Origin of the sequence: Sphingobacterium sp. UBA7631 (assembly GCF_002483935.1) — a bacterium.
Lineage (GTDB): Bacteria > Bacteroidota > Bacteroidia > Sphingobacteriales > Sphingobacteriaceae > Sphingobacterium > Sphingobacterium multivorum.
Genome location: NZ_DLIX01000004.1, coordinates 790,969 through 811,156 on the forward strand (window position 1 = coordinate 790,969; position 20,188 = coordinate 811,156).

The window sequence follows — 20,188 nt, forward strand, 5'->3', positions numbered from 1 at the left end:
CTTATTTTTTATTTATTTGTTTGTTTAATACTTCCTTCCATTGCTGATAATGCTCCTCATATTGCGCTACAAATTGCGGTTCGACAGTATACACAGGCTTCAACGAACGAAATGCTTCTGTAAAGTCTGCATAATAGCCACTCCCTATACCGGCTCCAAGAGCGGCTCCAATACTCCCGTCGTGATTGAAGATCTCCACAGGAACGTTTGTTGCCCCCACAAATGACTCCCTAAAAACGGAGCTCAAGAATAAATTTGCATACCCCGCACGAATCATATTTGGATACAAATTGTTTTCACGCATGATATCCAGGCCATAGCGGAAGGCATAGGCAATCCCTTCCTGTATAGCGCGTAAAATATCGCTTGTCTCATGTCTGTTCAAATCTATCGCTGTAATTGATGCCCCCACTGTTTGGTTATTGAGCATGCGTTCGGCGCCATTGCCGAATGGGACAACCTGTAATCCTTTGCTACCAATAGGTGATGCGCCGGCTAGTGCATTAATCTGTTCATAGGATAAATCACGCCCCAGTAACCTTCTGCCCCAACTATTCATAATACCGGTCCCATTGATACAGAGCAATACCCCTGTACGGATATCATCCTCGCGATAATTGACGTGTGCAAATGTATTGACGCGCGATTCACGGTCTGCAATCAACTGGTCGCTCACCCCATAGATAACCCCTGAAGTGCCCGCGGTCGCGGCAACTTCCCCGGGTTGAAGGACATTGAGGGAAAGTGCGTTATTGGGCTGATCACCAGCTTTATAATTGATAGTCACTGTGCCAGAGAGGCCAAGCTCCTCGGCAACAGCTGTTTTAATCTGTCCATGGGTCGAAAACACGGGTAAGATCTCAGGAATAAGATGATCCTCAAAGCCATAATAATCCATGATGGTATCCGACAGCTTATTGTTTTTGAAATCCCAAAATATTCCCTCAGACAAGGCTGATATGGAAGTTGTCACCTGTCCCGAAAGTTTCATGGCGATAAAATCGCCCGGCAGCATGATCTTATCTATTTTTTCATAGATCGCCGGTTCATTAGCCTTCACCCAAGCCAGCTTAGACGCCGTAAAATTCCCCGGAGAATTCAAGTGATGGCTCAGATTAAAAGATCTTCCGATTTCATCGAAAGCAGCATTCCCTATTTCTACAGCCCTGCTATCGCACCAGATAATTGCATTTCGCAACACGTTCTGATCTTTATCGACGATAACTAAGCCGTGCATCTGATAGGCAATACCAATGGCGGAAATCGCTTTGGGATCGTATAACCCTAACGCATTTGCCTTCAATAAAGCCTGTTTAAAGTAGTCCCACCAATCGAGCGGGTTTTGTTCAGCCCAATTGGGCTCCACCGTTATAATGGGAGCTTCTACGTCCGGATATTGCACCGAGCAAACCTTGCGTTGCGAAGATGCCTCAACAATCGAAACCTTTACGGAAGAAGTACCTACGTCTATACCTAATAAATACATGGTAATTAATTGAAACTGGTTATTTTAAAACAAAGGCGGAAACAAACATTGCAACCGGTTGCATAAAAGTAGGATATGTTTCTGAATTATCAAAATATTAAATAAAATTATTTACTTTGGAGCGTGAATAAAAAAACGACAATTTACGATATTGCCCGTGCGCTTGGAGTGACAGTCTCTACCGTATCGCGCGCATTGAATAATGTGCCTACGATCAGCGAGGCGACACGCAAGCTTGTGCTTGATAAAGCAAAGGAATTAAATTATAGTGTCAATAAGCTAGCGTCCTCCCTTTCCTCGGGCAAGTCCAATACAATTGGAGTCATCGTACCGACCATGCAAATTCATTTTTTTGCAGAGGCGGTACATAGTATTGAAAAAGAGTTAAAAAAACACAATTATAGTCTATTGCTTTATCAATCGAATGAATCTTTTGAGGATGAAGTTAATGGCGTGAAGACTTTACTGGAAGCCCAGGTGGACGGCATTATTGCTTCGTTGTCGCTAGAAACGCAGGAAACCCAGCATTTTCAGGAAGTGATCAATCAGCGCAAATGTTTGGTTATTTTTGACCGTACGCATAAAAATATTCCTGCTCCCGTGGTCAAACTTGATGATTTTAAAGCAGGCTACCTCGCAACACAGCATTTACTTGAACAGGGCTACAAAAATATTGCCTTTATCACAACGGATAAAGAAATAGCGATTTTTCAGGATCGTTTCCATGGTTTCGAAGCCGCCCTAAAAGACGCGCAGATTTCCCCGCAGAAGGACTTTATTATTCGCGGCGACTTATCCATTGAAGCCGGTATCAAAGGAACCGAACAGATTCTAAAATCTGCAATCCAACCTGACGCCTTTATTGGTGGCGATGACTTTACAGCTGTCGGGATAATACAAGCATTAAAAACTGCAAATATTGCTATTCCAACAACTGGTGTGATCGGTTTTGCAAACCAGACCTTTTCTTCTTTTATCACGCCCACACTGTCAAGTATCGACCAGCAGGCCAACAAAATGGGCGAAGAATGTGCTAAGCTCTTTCTGAAAATGGTCAAACAAAAAAGTCCATACGAAGCAATCGAACAGATTGTTCTTGACCCTATATTGATAAAAAGAAAATCTACCAATAGAATAGACAAATAATCAGTACCTTTGCCTAAATTTATTTAAATGCAAGCCCGGCAGAAATTTAGGATAATAAGCATCTGTTTATTATTTGTCATTCAGGCCCTTTTTTTAGTGGCCATCTTTGTAGAAAACACACATTCTTATATTGTATTGGCTTTTATCGGCCTACTGTCCTTACTGATCTTATACAGTTACCTCAAGTCGCCCATTCATCATCACAGGCATGAATATGAATCGATTAAAATTGCTATTTGGGTACCTGTAGGAGCGATTGCATCCTACTATTTCAATCAGATTTTCGGTTTGGGCCCTGTGTTGGGCGCAGCACTGACAGGTACCATCGCCTCGTTCATTCCCAATATCAACAAAAATTCAAGCTATCTACCCCACCTTCCGGCAGCAATTTATTGCGGTGCATTTGTAGGGATGTCCAATGCGCAGGTGGCGCATGGGTTCTCTTTTATTTTAGCAGCCAGTATTTTTACAGCGATCTTTCTGATCGTATCGAAAAGTTTATTAAATGGTGTCGGCGGTAAACTAGGAACATTGGCCTTCCTGGGTGTTTCACTGACCTACCTCCTGTTATACATTTTTAAGTAATATGGAAACATTCATTTTATACCTCGTTGGAGTTATAGGGAGCACAGCGACCTACTATGTCAATACCAAATTTCACCAAGGAGCAGTGCGTTCATCAGCATTGCTGACATTATTTGTCGCAGGTTTTCTTCATTTCTTCCCACAAAGTGTTTCGCCCTATCTTGCACAATATATTCCGCCGATTTTTATCGGTGCATCATTTATAGGTATGGTATCAAAAAGTCAGTTATCAACTTATTTTGGTTTAGCCCTTGCCGGCATTATCTTTACAACGATTCTGCTTAATACAAGTAAATTTTTCACCGGCTACGGTGGAGCACTTGGAACTTCGGCCTGCATCGCACTGTTGGTCGTATTGAGTATCCCTTATTTTAAATCACCACGGAAAATGACCGTTGGATTTCTCCAGCTCCGCAAAACAATCTTAAAAAAACAGGGGAAAGTTTCAAAAAGACGAGTAGATTTGTTTAAATAAAAAGCATAACCACATGAAACCTTTATTTCTTGCCCTTATTATCCAAATCTTTCTCCTGAGCCATTTGAGTGCTCAACAAGCAAAAATTAACATCGTAAATCAAGAACGAAATAGCAGCTACAGAGGTTTAAGTGTAGTTGATGATACAACTCTATGGGTAAGCGGAAGCAATGGGACAGTTGGGCTCAGCACCGATGCTGGAAAAAACTGGCAGTGGGTCAATCCAATTGGCTACGAAAAAACAGATTTTAGGGATATCGAAGCATTTGATGAGCATGAAGCCTTAATTATATCGGCCGGTTCCCCTGCCATTATCTTAAGCACACAGGATGGTGGTCGAAGCTGGAAAGAAGTATTCAATGACAAGCGGCCCGAAATATTTTATGACGGTTTTGCTTTTACATCAAAAGGGGTCGGCATTGCCTTTGGCGACGCCATTCAGGGAAAAATGCCGCTATTGAAAAGCACCGATTTCGGAAGGTCCTGGAAAGATATATCCCCGAATATGCACTTTACCATTACCGATGGCGAGGCCGGTTTTGCAGCCAGTGGAACATCAATATATTGCGATAACAGCGGAACATATTGGATTGCCACAGGTGGGACAGTTTCCAATATCTACAGCAGCAAGGATCAGGGTAACACATGGCAACGTTACAGCTGCCCCATCATTCAGGGCACAAATAGCACCGGCCCTTTTTCTGTCGCATTTAACACATCAAAAACGGGTATTGTCGTCGGTGGCGATTACAAGGCGGATAAAAACAAAGACAAAAATAGCCTGCTAACCAACGATGGCGGCAAAACATGGTCTGCACCACAGACAGCACCCGCTGGCTTTAAGTCGGCCGTTATTTATCTTTCAAAAAAACAGCTGATCAGCACGGGCACTTCGGGTACAGACCTATCGAATGACGGCGGAAAAAACTGGACGCCTATTGGAAAGGAAAGTTTCAATGCCGTCCAAAAGGCAAAAAAAGGTCGAGCGATATTTTTAGTGGGCGATAAAGGCAAAATAGCGAATTTAGCATTATAAGCTAAATTCGCTATTTCCTGCAACACTACACACTATTTTTTGCAGCACTGTGCCGCTAGGTTTTGTCGTCCAAAACCGAGATTTACGCACTTATAAATAACTACTTACGCGACAAACGCGATTCCTCCAAATCCAGGGAATACTCGATCTCTTTAATGACATCGCTGTCAAAAGCCTTGCTTTCCTTGATCTTGTACAGACCATCACGACGCAGCGCCAAAAGTTCCAGCATAATTTTATTATAGAGCCCCCTTACTGCCGAAAGCTGCGCGCGCGTATCCTCTTCTTTCGCTCGTTCGGATGCATTTACGCTTCGGATAATCTGCTCTTTGACGCGAGCGATGGTCTCATGTTCCAGCATTTCTTTTGCATAATGTTTATCCAGATATGCAATAGATTCTTTGCCAAGCCGTACACGGATCTCATCAATTTGCTCTTCCATTGAAGCTTGCTCGTCGACTTCCTCAATTTTTATCAATTTAATCAACAAAGGCAATGTAAGCCCCTGAAAAACGAGTGTTACCAAAATAACCACAAACGTAATGAACAAAATCAGATTTCGGTGCGGGAAGGCCGTTCCATCGTATAAAGTCAATGGAATCGCTAATGCTGACGCCAAAGAAACCACGCCTCTCATCCCGGCCCAGCCAACGACCAGGGGCAGTTTCCACCCCGGACTCTTTTCCTTGATGCGAACCCGTTTGAATAATATTCTGGGAACAAAAGCCGAAAGATAAACGGCGATTAAGCGCAAAACAATAACAATTACACAGATCGCCAAGGCATAATCAATAGCTTCCTCCATGGAGTATTCACCCAATCCATTGATGATCACCGGAAGCTCAAGTCCAATTAAAATAAAAACAAATCCATTTAATAGAAAGCCCACTGTCGCCCAAACCTCCTTCGTCTGGATGCGCGTATGGTAGTTGAGGTAATCGCCTGCCCGGAAGGAAAGAAACAATCCACCACTAACCACCGCCAAGACCCCCGACCATTCAAAATGCTCCGCAACAATATACATCAGGTAAGGTGCGATGAGGGTAATGGGTGTTGAAATACTGGACGATTTCGCGACATAGCGTAAGAAAATATAGAGGATGTGACCTATAACCAAACCAACTACAACACCCATGACTGATAACATCAGAAACTGTGTCGTCGCATTGCTCATTACGAACTGACCAGTAAGAATCGCGATGGATGCAAATCTAAAGACAGTCAATGAGGCCGCATCATTGACCAGGCTTTCTCCTTCCAATATTGCAATTCCCCGTTTAGGAATACTTACCCCCTTCAGGACAGAACTCGCGGCCACGGCATCTGGGGGAGAGATAATCCCACCCAGTAAAAAGCCCAGCGCTAAGGTAAACCCAGGAATAATACTGACCGAAAAGTAGGCAATGGCCAATGATGTGAAAAAGACTAAACCAAAGCCCATGATGAAAATAGACCGTCGCCACTTTAGAAAATTCCCCCAATTGGTATACCAGGCTGCTTCGAAAAGCAAAGGTGGCAAAAACACCATAAATACGATATCGGGATCAACACTAATAACCGGCGCGCCCGGAATCAGCGAAATCACCAGTCCGCCAATAACCAGCAGAATGGGGTAAGAGATTTTTAAGCGTTGACTCAGCACAAATAACATGGCCATAAAGAAAAACAGCACCATAACCAATAAGAGGTTGCTGTGAATTTTTTCACCGGCCTTCCCGCCCACGGTAGACTTAACATCCTGATAGGGAACCGACATGGACATGCTGTATTGACGAATCTTCCATTCATTATCCAGCTTACTTAATACCCCCACGCCACGAAAAGACTTGGTATTGATCTTAAAAGATTCATCAAACCACGCTGTCGTACTATCTGCATTAAAGCTGATATGCCGCTTATCATAGGTGTAGGTCCAGGCATTTTTTGGATTGAAATATTGATCGGTGAACTTCTCTGCATGTGCTTTATCCCACCTTTCATCATGATCAGTACCCAAAATAACGCCATCTGAAGCAATAACATTCAAAAACGGGCCATACTTTACCTCGCCCGAGGTTTTGTGCCAACGGTCTAACAGCCCATTGATTTCGTCCATTGGCTGCTGGGCATTTGTCGGAAAGACAAATAAGATTAAACTAAGAAAACAATACGTACCTAAAATGATCTTTCTAATCATACATTATAAAACTTCGTAATCGCTCAGACAATACGCTTTCGCTGAGATCAGTCTTAAAACAAAAAGCTGCGTATGCAGCTTTTTGTTTTTATTTAATTATTTCTTCAATTTCGCTGATAATCCGTTGCGCGATCTGCTCAGCAGCTTCAGGCGTAGGTCCCTCCGAGTAAATCCGAATAATCGGTTCGGTATTCGATTTACGCAAATGCACCCATTCATTTTCAAAGTCTATTTTCAAGCCATCGATTGTCGAATGGTCTTCATGCTTATATTTTTCCTCCATTTTGGCCAATAGGTTGTCAATGTCCAATTCCGGAGTCAGCGTGATCTTGTTTTTTGACATAAAGTATTGCGGCAAAGAAGCACGATATTCGGAGGCTTTTTTTCCAAGCTTAGCCAAATGTGTCAAGAAGATGGCCACGCCTACCAGCGCATCACGGCCATAATGAGATGCCGGGTAGATAACACCACCGTTTCCTTCTCCGCCAATGACAGCATCGACTTCTTTCATCTTTGTAACCACGTTGACTTCGCCCACAGCCGCCGCATAGTACTCGCCACCATGTGCTTTAGTCACATCACGTAGTGCGCGTGTAGAAGATAAATTGGAAACGGTATTTCCTTTTTTATGCTGCAATAAATAGTCCGCTACGGCAACTAGGGTATATTCTTCACCAAATAGCTCGCCATCCTCCATCATAAAGACCAATCGATCTACATCCGGGTCTACGGCAATCCCTAAATCAGCTTTGTGTTCAATAACCGCAGCCGATAGATCCGTCAAATTCTCTTTCAATGGTTCTGGATTATGCGGGAATTGACCATTTGGCTCACAATGGATTTTATAGACTGTCTGTACACCAAGTGCATCCAATAACGCTGGAATAAATGTACCACCGGTACTGTTGACTGCATCCAAAGCAACTTTAAAATTAGCCGCTTTGATGGCTTCTTTATCCACATATTCCAGTGCCAACACAGCGTCTACATGTTTCTGTAAGTATGAATAATCTTTATGAACTTGTCCCAGTTCTTCCACTTCGGAAAAATCAAAGTCTAAGGATTCACCAAGGGCCAATACTTCTTGCCCTTCAGCATCTGAAATGAATTCACCCTTTGCATTTAATAACTTTAGTGCGTTCCATTGACCGGGGTTGTGTGAAGCAGTCAAAATAATACCACCCGCTGCTTTTTCCATCGGTACGGCAATCTCTACCGTTGGCGTTGTTGAAAGACCCAGGTCAACCACATCAACACCGATGCTTTGTAGGGTTCCAATCACCAAATTACTTACCATCTCACCAGAAACACGCGCATCTCTTCCGACAACAATTTTTTTGATACCACTCTGCTTAACAATTATTTTGCCATAAGCAGCTGTAAACTTAACGATATCTATTGGGGTAAGTGCCTCTCCAGCACGTCCGCCGATCGTACCTCGTATTCCTGATATTGATTTAATTAAAGTCATTTCTTTTGAATTGATTAACGTGTAAATTTAGCACAATGGCAATAAAATATCGAATTAAAATTATAATTAATGAATATTTAACGTATATTTGTTGCAACAAAGTTGTTTTTAAAAGAAACAACCGTTTGCAATGAAATTATTTTTACTTTTGAAAAATGAGTTTTTAAAGTTTGGGAATTTCATTGTCATCAGCAACATTTATGATTCAACAATTAGTACACATCGATCAAGAGATTTTTCTGGCCATTAATCAAGGCTTGAGTAACCCCGTATTTGATTGGTTATTGCCGATATTACGCAATCCATACACTTGGGCACCTTTGTATTTATTTCTGATCATATTTTTCATTAAGACCTATGGAAAAACAGGTATCCTAATTGTTGCCATGACCTTGGTTACTTTCGGAATTTCCGATGGTATATCCTCTCATTTGATCAAAAAGACTGTAAAAAGGATTAGACCATGTAACGACGTGGAGTTTAAAGAAAATGTCAACATCCGAGTGCGATGCGGCTCGGGCTTCAGCTTTACATCCTCTCACGCGGCCAATCATTTTTCCCTAGCTTTTTTCTGGATTGTACTTTTCCGGAGAAGATGGAAACATGCGCTTTGGCTTTGTATTACCTGGGCAACCCTAATCTCAGTCTCTCAAATTTATGTTGGTGTCCATTACCCGTTTGATGTCCTGTGTGGTTCAGCCTTAGGTATTCTGGTTGGATTGGCAACAGGCTACTTATTTAAACGGTTTGTGCCTAGCTTTTTTAAAACTGAACACGTATAATGAATTCAATTTTATTGATTTTAATTTTATTCATACCTGCATTTGCAAGTGGAATTGCTGTATTTTTTGTACAAAAGAAAGGAACCAGCTTCCTTAAACTCATCCTTTCTTTTAGTGGAGCCTATTTATTCTCTATTACTGTGCTTCACCTCATTCCGCATGTCTATCAGTCCAACAATACTTCACCTGAAGTATTGGGTATTTATGTACTTGCTGGATTTCTTTTCCAGCTATTTCTTGAACAGTTCTCCCAAGGGATCGAACATGGCCATATCCATATCGAAAATGATCATGACCACCATAGCCATCGTTTTCCAATCGGTATTATGTTCAGCCTATGTCTTCATGCTTTCCTCGAGGGAATGCCACTTGCGGCTACACATCAGACAGAACTTGCACTAGGCATATCCATCCACCACATTCCGGCCGCATTTGCGTTGGGAAGTATTCTAATAAGCACACATTTAAAGAAAAATACCATCCTCATTACACTGGCTTTATTTGCGGCAATGACCCCTTTTGGCTTTTTACTGAGCAAAGCCATCAGTGCAGGTGAAGTAGGGAATATCCAGCAATATTTTGATAAAATCATGGCCGTCGTTATTGGTATCTTCTTACACATATCGACGACGATACTTTTTGAATCGGGCTCCATTGACCATCATAAATTCAATAAAAAGAAAATGATCGCTGTGATTGCAGGTGTTGCGATTGCACTCGGAAGTTTCTTATTTGTCGGAGAACATGATCATGGGCACGATCAACACCAACAACCGCATGATCATGAACATCATGACCATGCGCATTAATTTCTTTAGCCGCGAAGTTTATCCAACAGTGTACTTAACGTCATTGCCTCTTCTTCACTAATTCGATTGGGTAAAAGATCCTTCATCAGCATTTCCTCATCTAGATTCTTAAGAATCTCCAAGCCCTTCTCGGTGATAACCAAATCCACAGCCCTTTTATCTCCACCCGATTGACAACGTGAAACCAATTCTTTGGAAACCATGCGATCAATCATACGCGAGATGTCAGGGGTGGTACTCAACATTCTTGATTTAATCAGATTATTGGTTGCAGGCTTAGGATATTGGCCCCTCAATATGCGCAAGACATTAAACTGTTTCAAAGTGATCCCTTCTTTGGCAGCTCGCTGTTCAAGCTCATTGTTAATCCAATTGTACGTATATAGAATATTTACCGTACAACGATGCCATTCATTGCTGAATTTACTTACTTTGATTTCGTCCTCAATCTTCATTCTGGTTGATAATTAATCGTTCTGAATAGTAAAGATAGCTGTTTTTTACTAAATACATAACTATGACATTAGAATCATTCTAAATGGTAGAAATTCTGTATATTTGAAGAATTCAAAAAAACAGGCAGATGCGTAATAGAACTAGCTTAGATAAGCTAAAAAAAGGGGAAAAAGCGGTAATTATTGATTTTGATTCACACGAAATTCCAGCTAAATTTTTCGAATTGGGGTTTATACCTGGTACTGAAGTAGAAGTGAAACATATCGCACCTTTGGACGGTCCCATATGTCTAAATATTAGTGCTAATAACGCCTTAATTGCTATCCGCAAATCAGAAGCTAAAGTCATCCTTATTGATCAGAAATAATGAATAACCCGATTATTGCACTTTTGGGTAATCCAAATGTGGGTAAAACATCTCTATTTAACCGGATTACAAAATTAAATCAGAAAGTAGGAAATTATCCCGGTATTACGGTCGAAAAACGTGAGGGGCAAGTAAAAGCCAACAACAAAATTTATCGTATTATTGATTTACCGGGAACATATACCCTGTTCCCAAGTTCGCTGGACGAAGAAGTTGTTTTCAACACTTTAGTCAATAAAGAAAGTAGTTTCAGACCTAACCTTGTCGTTGTCGTCGCTGAACCTACGAACTTAAAGCGGTCTATTATTCTTTATCAGCAGGCCCGGGAGCTCGGTCTGCCGGCCATCTTTGTCATCAATATGATAGATGAAGCCAAAGAAAAAGGAATTACAATAGATGTTCAGAAGCTTGAGCAGCTATTAAATACAAAAGTCTACGAAACCAATGCACGTACGGGACAAGGTATCGATCAGCTGATCAAAAACTTTGATGCTGTTCCGCCCATGTATATCAGCAAATTCAGCCTACCCAAGGAAGCTGATGCCGCATTAGAAGAAACCAAACGTCTTTTTCCATTAGATACGGAATACCATACCTGGCAATACCTGGCCAAAGGCGAGGTATCCTTTTTATCGAAAGAAAAAAATCAGGCGATTCAACAAATCCGTGAAAAACACCAATTACGCGCCGAGAGACTGCAAAAAGACGAAGCCATTTTGCGTAGTAAATCCCTGGATAGCAGCCTTGCTGAAATCTATGCAAAGGATGAATCCTCCAATAAAAACAAAACCAATACGATTGATAGCATCCTGCTTCATCCCATCTTTGGCTATGTCATCTTCTTTGGAATCCTCTTTTTAATCTTCCAGGCAATTTATACCTGGTCTGGACCAGCCATGGATTTTATCGATGGTTTATTTGGTGATCTTGCAGCCTATATACAAACAGCATTGCCGGCAGGGCCATTGACCGACTTGCTCAGCAATGGTATTATCAAAGGTATTGGCGGAATTGTGATCTTCATTCCACAGATCGTTATTTTATACATCTTTATCTCGATCATGGAAGAAACGGGCTATATGAGCCGTGTTGTTTTCCTGATGGACCGCTGGCTTCGCCCTTTCGGGCTGAATGGAAAATCAGTGATTCCATTGATTTCGGGCGTAGCCTGTGCTGTTCCTGCGGTTATGTCGGCACGTAACATCGAAAATAGCAAAGAAAGACTGGTCACTATTCTGGTAACGCCTTTTATGACCTGCTCAGCACGTCTACCTATTTATATCGTTCTGATCGGACTGGTGATACCGGACACGAAATTAGGGGGCTTTCAAATACAAGGTATTGTATTGTTTGTGATGTACCTACTTGGAATATTCGCAGCTTTGCTATCGGCGATTATCCTGACCAAAGTCATCAAATCAAAACACAAATCATTTCTAATCTTTGAACTCCCCACCTATAAGACTCCAGATTGGAAAAACGTAGCCTTAAATGTATGGGAAAAAGCATCAAGCTTTGTTTTCGGCGCAGGTAAAATCATTTTAGCCATTTCCGTTATCCTATGGGCATTGGGTAGTTTTGGTCCGAACGATAAATTTAGCCGGGCGGAGGAATATGTGACAAAAAATAACCCCAACCTGTCCGAAGCCGATTTGGACCATGAAGTTTCATCTTACCGTCTGGAACACTCTTTCCTTGGCTATCTTGGCATGGCTATTGAACCTGTTGTTGAACCATTAGGCTACGACTGGAAGATGGGCATAGGTCTTATTTCTTCGTTTGCTGCCCGTGAAGTTTTTGTAGGCACAATGGCCACAGTATATAGCCTTGGTGACGAAGTGGATATCGAAGATGAAGCATCTAAAACAACGGTATTAGGCAAAATGAAAAGCGAAATTAACAGGAATACCGGTTTACCGGCTTATAATTTAGCTTCTGGTGTATCCTTATTACTTTTCTATGCTTTTGCTATGCAATGTATGAGTACAATTGCAGCAGTAAAGAGGGAAACAGGCTCGTGGAAATGGACTTTGATACAGCTTGGTTTTATGACAGGCTTGGCGTATTTCAGTGCCTTGATTGCTTATCAACTTTTAAAATAAAAAGCTATGGATAATTTAACAGTACAATATCTCATCGTAGGAATGCTCGTTGTGGCGGCTGTATGGTATGTCGTTAAAAATGTCCGAAAATCACTAAAGGGCAAGTCGAGCTGCTCGAAAGGCTGCGGATGCGACTGCGGCGTAGAAAAAACACAAAAAGCAAATTAATTTATCTTTTTGAGTAGCATTTACAAATAAGATTTCGTTATTAGTTAGAGTGGCCAAAAATCACACTAGCTGCTAATTCATAAAGCGCCGTATTTCCAAATTACGGCGCTTTCTATTTCTGAGTCAAACAGGCCCCTCGCTATCGTTTATAAAAAAACAACGAAATACATTAAAACCACAACAGAATGTGCACAAATACCTAAGTGTTTTATTAACTTTATGCGCTTAGGGCAAATCGTTCGCTGGGAAGCTTTACGATAAACAGGTAATTCTTCTGGCGTCATTGATTTTGCTCAAACGATCCTTGGCGGGAGCAAATAGCCTCATGGGTTTTTCCGTATCTAAGGACCAGATTAAAACAGACTAGTAACCGTATTAACCATACACATGGAGAAACAGAACAATAAGGAGGAGTTAAAAAGAGGACTTCAAAACAGACATATTCAATTAATTGCCCTGGGTGGTGCAATCGGAACGGGCTTATTTCTAGGTATTGGGAAGGCTGCCACATTGGCTGGGCCAGCTGTTATCCTCGGCTATGCTTTCGCCGGAATTATTGCTTTTTTTATTATGCGCCAGTTGGGTGAGATGGTTGTTGAGGAACCTGTTTCAGGAAGTTTTAGCTACTTCGCCAATAAATACTGGGGTTCTTTTGCGGGTTATGCTTCGGGCTGGAACTATTGGGTGCTGTATATCTTAGTCAGCATGGCCGAACTCACAGCGATAGGCGTTTATGTACAATTCTGGTGGCCGGAAATACCTTTATGGGCATCAAGTTTATTTTTCTTCTTTGCAATCAACGCCCTTAATCTTGCCTCAGTCAAAATTTATGGCGAGACGGAATTTTGGTTTTCCATTATCAAGGTTGTTGCAATCATTGCCATGATTGTTTTTGGTGCATATTTATTGGTAAGCGGTACTGGAGGGGAGCAGGCAAGTCTCAACAACCTGACTTCACATGGTGGTTTTTTCCCAAAAGGTTGGTTTAGCCAAACAGCGGATGGAAGTTTTGAAGGCCTTCTTTCCGCCATAGCATTGATCATGTTTTCTTTCGGTGGCCTGGAGTTGGTTGGTATCACTGCTGCCGAGGCCGAGCATCCCGAAAAGAACATCCCCAAAGCGACCAACCAGGTTATCTATCGAATCTTAATCTTTTACGTAGGTGCATTGATTATTCTTTTCTCTTTGACACCGTGGACAAATATCACCGCCGATACAAGTCCCTTTGTGCTGGTGTTTGACAAACTCAATGGGTTTGAATTTACGATCTTTGGAAAGACCTTCTATTTCACAAAAATTATCGCAAATGCGCTAAATCTTATTGTCCTTACCGCTGCATTATCTGTTTATAATAGCAGCGTGTACAGCAATAGCAGAATGTTATATGGATTGGCAGAGCAGGGAAATGCACCCCGTTTTCTTTCGAAACTCAACAAGAATCATGCGCCTATTAACGCGATTTTAGTTTCGGCACTGTTCGCGGCGATTTGTGTATTTATCAACTATGTAGCACCTAAAAATGCCTTGGAGATCCTGATGTCGCTGGTGGTATCTTCACTGATTATAAACTGGGTCATGATTTCCATTACACACTTGTATTTCAGAAAGAATAAACTCGATGCCCACTTACGCACCAAGTTTCCATCCTTTCTGTATCCTTTAAGTAATTATATTTGTCTGATCTTTTTGATCGCTGTACTTGGCATCATGTGGATAACAGGGATGAAACTTCCGGTAGAATTGATCCCTGCTTGGCTTATATTACTCTATGTGAGTTATGTATTGATCAAAAGAAAGAAATCTTAGTTCACAGAACCTTGATCTTGTCCATAAAAAAGCCTGATTCATTGCATGAATCAGGCTTTCTTGCTAAAATTTAATGCGGGTATTCCTCCTCGAGAATAGCAAATTCATAATTGTCGCTCCAACCATCTAAAATAAGCCCAGCTGCATTCCTGCATCGGGTAAGCGGAAAAGATCCCTTCTCAAGGATGGAAGCGTCCCATTATTCATATATTTCTTGACGGAAAGCTTGAATAAATGCTGTAAGCTCTCGGCCATATGGCCATCCCCCTTTATCCTCCGTCCAAAATCGGTATCGTTAATTTTTCCACCATGACAGGCTTCGATCCAATGTAACACCTTTTCAGCACGATCAGGATAGTTCTGATAGAGCCAATCTTTAAAGATACCACCAATCTGTCCATTGAGCCGCACGATGGTATAGGAGGCCGTAATGGCTCCCGCATCTGCTCCTGAACGGATCAAATCTGAAATCTCATCACTATTGATCCCCGGAACGATGGGAGCCATCATCAGCATGACGGGTACACCTATCCCAGTCAATCCCTCAATCAGTTTCAACCGGGCAGATGCTGTAGCAGTCCGAGGTTCCATTTTCTGACGAACCTCTTCGCGCAGCGAATTGATGGTCACGGCAACGGAAACCAGCTCGTGCGCTGCAAGCTCGCGCAAAAGATCAAAATCCCGTCGCATTAGTACATTTTTGCTGATGATGGAGACCGGATGCTGGTATTTGACCATCAATTCTAATAGCGAGCGTGTGATACCCAGCTTCCGTTCAATCGGTTGATAACAGTCTGTATTGCCTGAAAGCATAATCAAATCGGGTTGGTAGCTCGATTTTCTAAACTCCTGTTCGAGAAGCTGAGCCGCATTGTGTTTTACCAAGATCTTACGCTCAAAATCCAACCCAGCACTAAAGCCCCAGTATTCATGCGAATTGCGCGCATAACAGTAAATACAACCATGCTCACAGCCCTGATAAGGATTAATGGATCGTTCAAAACGGAGATCCGGGCTATTTGATTTGGATATAATGGATTTCGGATGTGTCGGAATAAATTGAGTTTTCTCGGCCCCCAAAAATTCCTCATCCAGCCCTTCCACATGTTCCTGCACGTATTGGTTAGAAAAAAATTTGTTATTGGGATTGATCTGCGCCCCTCTGCCCTTGAAATATTCCGATGAATTCATAGGTTAAAATTACTAATTTTATTAGTAAAAACAAATTAAAATTTCCCATTTTCCACAAAGAGAGAAAGCGAATATCTTCTAGTTTGAAGTCCCAATAAAACGTATTTTAAACCAAATAAAAATCCCTATACTGCATCGACAGTATAGGGATTAAAATTCTTATTTTAGATCTCAGTCCAGCTTCTATTTATTTCATTAAGAAACCACCACCGAGTAAATCATTGCCTTCATAAAAAACGGCCGATTGCCCTGGAGCAATACCTTTCACATTGTGCACAAAATCTATACGCACTTTATCGCCTTCTTGGGATATGGTCGACAAAGCACCAGAGTCTTTGTAACGTACCTTTGAAATTGCTTCCATCGGTTGATCTAGTCCTGCATATTTCACAAAGTTCACATTACGAACGTAAGCATGTGACTTTTCAAGTTCATGTTCTTCACCCAATACGACCGTATTACTTTCCGGAAGGATCTCAATCACAAACATCGGTTTCCCCAAGGCAATTCCTAAGCCTTTACGTTGACCGATGGTGAAATAAGGGTAACCAATATGTTTACCTACAACGGTACCATCGGAAAGAATAAAGTTACCGGGACCAATTTGTTGATCCAACGTTGGCACCTTATGTCTCAAAAACGCACGGTAGTCGTTGTCAGGAACGAAACAGATTTCATAACTCTCCGACTTATTGGCCAATTCCTTCTGTCCCATATCCAAAGCCATCTGACGAATCTCCTTTTTCGTGAAAGATCCTAACGGAAACTGTGTCCGGGCAAGATTTTCTTGTGACACGCCCCATAAAACGTAAGATTGATCTTTGTTTTCATCCTTACCTTTTGATATCACATAACGACCATTGTCGTGCATACGGATATTAGCATAGTGCCCGGTAGCGATAAACTCACAGTCCAATTTGTCAGCGCGTTTCATCAAAGCCTCCCACTTAATGTGGGTATTACACAACACGCATGGGTTAGGCGTGCGCCCAGCAATATATTCTTCTACAAAATTGTCAATCACAAAATCTCCAAACTCATCACGTATATCTAATATATAATGAGGGAAACCATAGTTTACGGCTAATGTACGAGCGTCATTGATACTATCAAGGCTACAACATCCGGTTTCTTTCGACGAGCCACCTGCGGATGCATAATCCCATGTCTTCATCGTGATACCGATAACTTCATATCCTTGTTCGTGGAGCATGACAGAAGCAACGGAGCTATCTACCCCTCCACTCATTGCAACTAAAACTCTTCCTCTTTTACTCATCTCTAATTATTGAAATGCAAAGATACAGCTTATTCCTTTTCCTATATGTTAGTTTCTTGTAATTTTATCTCGATCAAAATCAACACGTTCGAAAAAAGTACGAAAATAATCTGCATAAAAGTTTTAGAATTCAAATTATCGGACTATATTTGCATCGCAATAAGGGAACAAACCCATAGCAAAAAAGCGGTGCCATAGCTCAGCTGGTAGAGCAAAGGACTGAAAATCCTTGTGTCCCTGGTTCGAACCCAGGTGGCACCACGCTTCAATCTGATGATCACAGATTTAAATAAAAGGTCAACTGGTGCCATAGCTCAGCTGGTAGAGCAAAGGACTGAAAATCCTTGTGTCCCTGGTTCGAACCCAGGTGGCACCACAAAAAAAGCTTGTTCAATGAACAAGCTTTTTTTGTTTTATCCCCCTACTACATTGCACCTTTTCCGCCCCATACATCCTATTGAATTTTCCATGAAAGATATAGCAGCGATATCTACTCTATCCGCTTCGCTTGAAATGAATAGCATAATAAAACATAGTTAACTAAATTCAAAGGTTCTAAAATAACTGCTACTATTTTTTTTGTAACCGGATTTAACTATCTTAATGATAAATTATAACTCTTGCGAATAAACCATTTTTATGAAAAAAATAATAACAGTAGCTCTGCTACTATTCGTAGTATTATCTAAAATATACCCGCAAAAAATTACGCAACAAGAATACCTCGCTGATCTCTCCTTTATCTATAAGAATTTGCAGAAAACACCCTCGTTTAAGACCCAAAAGGAGAATCAGAAAAAAGTTAGGTCACAATTTGAACGACTTCAAGAAGCGCAAAAGAATGATATCTACCTTATTGAAGCGTTAGTAAATTATTATAGCCTGCTGGATTGTTTAAAGGATTACCATAATGTAATTAATACTAATTCTTCCAGTTATACCTATCAAGACCTGCAGAACAAAGATACCTTGAAAAAAATCATCAACGAAACTGACGGCTATTATAGAAAATCCAATCTGAATTTAGACAGTTTAGAGCGCGAGCTAGCAAATAAAACTCCCCAAGAATATGAAGGGATCTATTTTTACCATAATCTCTTTAAGGTAGCAGTTGTCCAATCGGAAAGCAAATTGGTGGGTATTATCTTAGATACTAAAATTCCGTCCTGGTCCCGAGGAGAAGAAATGTTCTACCTTATCCCTAAAGAGGATAATAATTTTAGAATAGTGACCGGTGGCTTTATTGACAAGAAAATCCTATCTACACTTAATCGTATTCAAGAGGGAGAATTCTTAAGTTTCGGCTGGAGCAAAAGAAATAATAAACCTATTACAAATTTACAAAACCCTATCACAAGCAGATACCAGCTAAAGCAGCTTCAACCAGAGATAGATTACCTTAAAATCTCGACTTTTGGCTCTTCAACTGCAGTACTTAAAGAAGCTACGACTTTCTATAATGATTTAAAAGAAAAGAACCTGGCTCAAAATCTTATTGTCGACCTCCAGAACAATGGCGGTGGTGCAGACAAAAACTCAGATATGTTACGAAATATACTTACTAAATACAGCGGAAAAATCTATATACTAATGAACTATTATACCGCCAGCAATGCCGAAGAATTTGTGGTGAGAATAAAAGGGATGAAAAATGTAACGGTGCTTGGCCAAAAAACCAAAGGTGTACTGACCTATGGCCGAAATTACGATACAACATTGCTATGCCCTTCGAAAAAAATTAAGATTAGCTTTACAGATCTGAAGGACAATTGGCAGCAGTATCTACCATTTGAAGGAATAGGTGTAGAACCCGATATTTCCTTAACTTCAGATCGCGACTGGATCGAGCAAACATTAGCGAAGATAAAAGGCAACAGCGCTTCTTAAAAAAGAGGAAAACAAGCTGTCTACTCTCTGAGTTTCGTAATAGCTGATTCAACAATTAATACAAAAAAGATCATGGATTTTGGAAATGAACCGGCGTTGTCTTTTTAAAATTCACTCAAGTTTAATTTCCAAAACCCAATCGCTTTTCTGCTACGATTCAGCAATAATCGACCGATCAAGATGCACATAGCCACCGTCCACATGAATCAATTGACCAGTTGTATGACTTGATTTGTTAGACAGCAAAAAGACTGTTGTATCGGCGATTTCCGCTGCTGTGGTCATGCGATGCTCCAATGGAATGCGGTCCGTAATTTTTTTCAATGTCTCCTCCGGATTTGATAAGGTTTGAATCCAGGTATCGTATTGGGGAGTTGCACATTCTGCCACAATAATGGCATTGACACGAATCGAGTAAGGCAACAATTCTACAGCCCACTCTCGCGTAAGTGCATTACGTCCACCATTGGATGCCGCATAAGCCGAGGTATTGCCCTGCCCTGTTTCACCAGTTTTGGACGAAATATTCACGATACTGCCCTTAGATGCTTTCAACGCATCCAAAGCGTGATGTGCCATCAGATAGTAGTGAATTAAGTTCTTATGCAGCGAAGCAACAAATCTTTCATAGTTGCCCGATGCCAATCCAACACCATCATTTTGTCCGGCATTATTCACCAAACCATCGATCCGCCCGTACACTTCCAATGTCTTTTGAACGGCTCTTTCACAATCTTCGGGTTTAGATAATTCTGCTTCAATACAGAGTGCATCCACACCAAATTGCTTTATTTCTTCTTTGACTTTTTCATTATCAGCTTGTTTACGGCCAACAATGACAGGAATAGCCTGTTCTTTAGCCAACGCGTGGACTACAGCCCGCCCGATTCCTTTTGCTCCGCCGGTAACAATAACAACTTTATCTTTTAAATGAAGATCCATAATACTTTTATTGAATGGTTTGTT

Annotated in this window: 18 protein-coding genes and 2 tRNA genes; 13 read left to right on the forward strand and 7 right to left on the reverse strand. The window is 41.2% G+C overall.

The window, feature by feature from the left end; translation table 11 throughout:
- Position 1 precedes the first annotated feature (1 nt).
- Positions 2 to 1,486: a xylulokinase gene (locus B3P16_RS08060; protein ID WP_046672159.1), complete on the reverse strand. Its 1,485-nt coding sequence runs from the start codon at positions 1,484 to 1,486 to the stop codon at positions 2 to 4.
- Between the two features lie 123 nt (positions 1,487 to 1,609).
- Between B3P16_RS08060 and B3P16_RS08065 the strand changes: the two genes are divergently transcribed.
- From B3P16_RS08065 to B3P16_RS08080, 4 genes are all read left to right on the forward strand, one after another.
- Positions 1,610 to 2,632: a LacI family DNA-binding transcriptional regulator gene (locus tag B3P16_RS08065; protein WP_070563701.1), complete on the forward strand. Its 1,023-nt coding sequence runs from the start codon at positions 1,610 to 1,612 to the stop codon at positions 2,630 to 2,632.
- Positions 2,633 to 2,728: 96 nt separating this feature from the next.
- A complete protein-coding gene (locus tag B3P16_RS08070; RefSeq protein ID WP_239468737.1) occupies positions 2,729 to 3,217 on the forward strand; it encodes a hypothetical protein in 489 nt (162 codons plus the stop codon).
- Between the two features lies 1 nt (position 3,218).
- Complete coding sequence (locus tag B3P16_RS08075) at positions 3,219 to 3,692, forward strand: hypothetical protein (RefSeq protein WP_070563707.1); 474 nt, start codon at positions 3,219 to 3,221, stop codon at positions 3,690 to 3,692.
- Positions 3,693 to 3,705: 13 nt separating this feature from the next.
- Positions 3,706 to 4,728 (forward strand): WD40/YVTN/BNR-like repeat-containing protein, encoded by a 1,023-nt coding sequence (locus tag B3P16_RS08080; protein ID WP_112375758.1) that lies wholly within the window; start codon positions 3,706 to 3,708, stop codon positions 4,726 to 4,728.
- 100 nt (positions 4,729 to 4,828) lie between these two features.
- On the opposite strand, the gene B3P16_RS08085 is transcribed toward B3P16_RS08080, so the two are convergent.
- The gene (locus B3P16_RS08085) at positions 4,829 to 6,904 is read right to left on the reverse strand and encodes a Na+/H+ antiporter (protein WP_286842325.1); all 2,076 of its coding nucleotides are present in this window, start codon (positions 6,902 to 6,904) and stop codon (positions 4,829 to 4,831) included.
- Positions 6,905 to 6,992: 88 nt separating this feature from the next.
- Positions 6,993 to 8,375 (reverse strand): phosphoglucosamine mutase, encoded by a 1,383-nt coding sequence (gene glmM / locus B3P16_RS08090; protein WP_286842328.1) that lies wholly within the window; start codon positions 8,373 to 8,375, stop codon positions 6,993 to 6,995.
- 200 nt (positions 8,376 to 8,575) lie between these two features.
- Between glmM and B3P16_RS08095 the strand changes: the two genes are divergently transcribed.
- The gene (locus B3P16_RS08095; protein ID WP_120336230.1) at positions 8,576 to 9,157 is read left to right on the forward strand and encodes a phosphatase PAP2 family protein; all 582 of its coding nucleotides are present in this window, start codon (positions 8,576 to 8,578) and stop codon (positions 9,155 to 9,157) included.
- Entirely contained in the window at positions 9,157 to 9,966 is an 810-nt protein-coding gene (locus B3P16_RS08100; protein ID WP_286842330.1) for a ZIP family metal transporter, read from the forward strand. Before B3P16_RS08095 ends, B3P16_RS08100 begins: the two co-directional genes overlap by 1 nt.
- A gap of 5 nt (positions 9,967 to 9,971) precedes the next feature.
- Here the strand turns inward: B3P16_RS08100 and B3P16_RS08105 are convergent, their stop codons facing one another.
- Positions 9,972 to 10,421, reverse strand: coding sequence for a MarR family winged helix-turn-helix transcriptional regulator (locus B3P16_RS08105; RefSeq protein ID WP_070563722.1), 450 nt, complete (start codon positions 10,419 to 10,421; stop codon positions 9,972 to 9,974).
- A gap of 128 nt (positions 10,422 to 10,549) precedes the next feature.
- Here B3P16_RS08105 and B3P16_RS08110 point away from each other — a divergent pair, with 128 nt between their 5' ends.
- The 4 genes from B3P16_RS08110 (at position 10,550) to B3P16_RS08125 (ending at position 14,865) form a co-directional block, all read left to right on the forward strand.
- Positions 10,550 to 10,789 (forward strand): FeoA family protein, encoded by a 240-nt coding sequence (locus B3P16_RS08110; RefSeq protein ID WP_046672175.1) that lies wholly within the window; start codon positions 10,550 to 10,552, stop codon positions 10,787 to 10,789.
- Positions 10,789 to 12,891, forward strand: a complete 2,103-nt coding sequence (gene feoB / locus B3P16_RS08115; protein ID WP_286777336.1) for a ferrous iron transport protein B — start codon at positions 10,789 to 10,791, stop codon at positions 12,889 to 12,891. The genes B3P16_RS08110 and feoB overlap by 1 nt, the downstream gene beginning before the upstream one ends.
- 6 nt (positions 12,892 to 12,897) lie before the next feature.
- Positions 12,898 to 13,059, forward strand: a complete 162-nt coding sequence (locus B3P16_RS08120; protein WP_286842332.1) for a FeoB-associated Cys-rich membrane protein — start codon at positions 12,898 to 12,900, stop codon at positions 13,057 to 13,059.
- A 387-nt stretch (positions 13,060 to 13,446) separates the two neighbouring features.
- Entirely contained in the window at positions 13,447 to 14,865 is a 1,419-nt protein-coding gene (locus B3P16_RS08125; protein ID WP_286842334.1) for an amino acid permease, read from the forward strand.
- Between the two features lie 126 nt (positions 14,866 to 14,991).
- Here the strand turns inward: B3P16_RS08125 and B3P16_RS08130 are convergent, their stop codons facing one another.
- Positions 14,992 to 16,056 carry a PA0069 family radical SAM protein gene (locus tag B3P16_RS08130; RefSeq protein ID WP_286842336.1) on the reverse strand — a complete coding sequence of 355 codons (1,065 nt, stop codon included), beginning with the start codon at positions 16,054 to 16,056 and terminating at the stop codon, positions 14,992 to 14,994.
- A gap of 187 nt (positions 16,057 to 16,243) precedes the next feature.
- Positions 16,244 to 17,335 carry a tRNA 2-thiouridine(34) synthase MnmA gene (gene mnmA, locus B3P16_RS08135; protein WP_046672147.1) on the reverse strand — a complete coding sequence of 364 codons (1,092 nt, stop codon included), beginning with the start codon at positions 17,333 to 17,335 and terminating at the stop codon, positions 16,244 to 16,246.
- A gap of 188 nt (positions 17,336 to 17,523) precedes the next feature.
- Between mnmA and B3P16_RS08140 the strand changes: the two genes are divergently transcribed.
- From B3P16_RS08140 to B3P16_RS08150, 3 genes are all read left to right on the forward strand, one after another.
- Positions 17,524 to 17,596, forward strand: a tRNA-Phe gene (locus B3P16_RS08140).
- A gap of 42 nt (positions 17,597 to 17,638) precedes the next feature.
- Positions 17,639 to 17,711 (forward strand) — tRNA-Phe (locus B3P16_RS08145).
- Positions 17,712 to 17,974: 263 nt separating this feature from the next.
- Entirely contained in the window at positions 17,975 to 19,222 is a 1,248-nt protein-coding gene (locus tag B3P16_RS08150; protein WP_286842339.1) for a S41 family peptidase, read from the forward strand.
- 150 nt (positions 19,223 to 19,372) lie between these two features.
- On the opposite strand, the gene B3P16_RS08155 is transcribed toward B3P16_RS08150, so the two are convergent.
- A complete protein-coding gene (locus B3P16_RS08155) occupies positions 19,373 to 20,164 on the reverse strand; it encodes an SDR family oxidoreductase (protein ID WP_115047408.1) in 792 nt (263 codons plus the stop codon).
- Between the last annotated feature and the right edge of the window lie 24 nt (positions 20,165 to 20,188).

Coding starts and splice junctions, on each gene's coding strand:
- mnmA (WP_046672147.1), bottom strand. CDS start 17,335: ATGAGTAAAAGAGGAAGAGTTTTAGTTGCAATGAGTGGAGGGGTAGAT.
- B3P16_RS08125 (WP_286842334.1), top strand. CDS start 13,447: ATGGAGAAACAGAACAATAAGGAGGAGTTAAAAAGAGGACTTCAAAAC.
- B3P16_RS08100 (WP_286842330.1), top strand. CDS start 9,157: ATGAATTCAATTTTATTGATTTTAATTTTATTCATACCTGCATTTGCA.
- B3P16_RS08085 (WP_286842325.1), bottom strand. CDS start 6,904: ATGATTAGAAAGATCATTTTAGGTACGTATTGTTTTCTTAGTTTAATC.
- B3P16_RS08080 (WP_112375758.1), top strand. CDS start 3,706: ATGAAACCTTTATTTCTTGCCCTTATTATCCAAATCTTTCTCCTGAGC.
- B3P16_RS08120 (WP_286842332.1), top strand. CDS start 12,898: ATGGATAATTTAACAGTACAATATCTCATCGTAGGAATGCTCGTTGTG.
- B3P16_RS08095 (WP_120336230.1), top strand. CDS start 8,576: ATGATTCAACAATTAGTACACATCGATCAAGAGATTTTTCTGGCCATT.
- B3P16_RS08130 (WP_286842336.1), bottom strand. CDS start 16,056: ATGAATTCATCGGAATATTTCAAGGGCAGAGGGGCGCAGATCAATCCC.
- B3P16_RS08060 (WP_046672159.1), bottom strand. CDS start 1,486: ATGTATTTATTAGGTATAGACGTAGGTACTTCTTCCGTAAAGGTTTCG.
- feoB (WP_286777336.1), top strand. CDS start 10,789: ATGAATAACCCGATTATTGCACTTTTGGGTAATCCAAATGTGGGTAAA.
- B3P16_RS08155 (WP_115047408.1), bottom strand. CDS start 20,164: ATGGATCTTCATTTAAAAGATAAAGTTGTTATTGTTACCGGCGGAGCA.
- B3P16_RS08150 (WP_286842339.1), top strand. CDS start 17,975: ATGAAAAAAATAATAACAGTAGCTCTGCTACTATTCGTAGTATTATCT.
- B3P16_RS08075 (WP_070563707.1), top strand. CDS start 3,219: ATGGAAACATTCATTTTATACCTCGTTGGAGTTATAGGGAGCACAGCG.
- B3P16_RS08105 (WP_070563722.1), bottom strand. CDS start 10,421: ATGAAGATTGAGGACGAAATCAAAGTAAGTAAATTCAGCAATGAATGG.
- glmM (WP_286842328.1), bottom strand. CDS start 8,375: ATGACTTTAATTAAATCAATATCAGGAATACGAGGTACGATCGGCGGA.
- B3P16_RS08110 (WP_046672175.1), top strand. CDS start 10,550: ATGCGTAATAGAACTAGCTTAGATAAGCTAAAAAAAGGGGAAAAAGCG.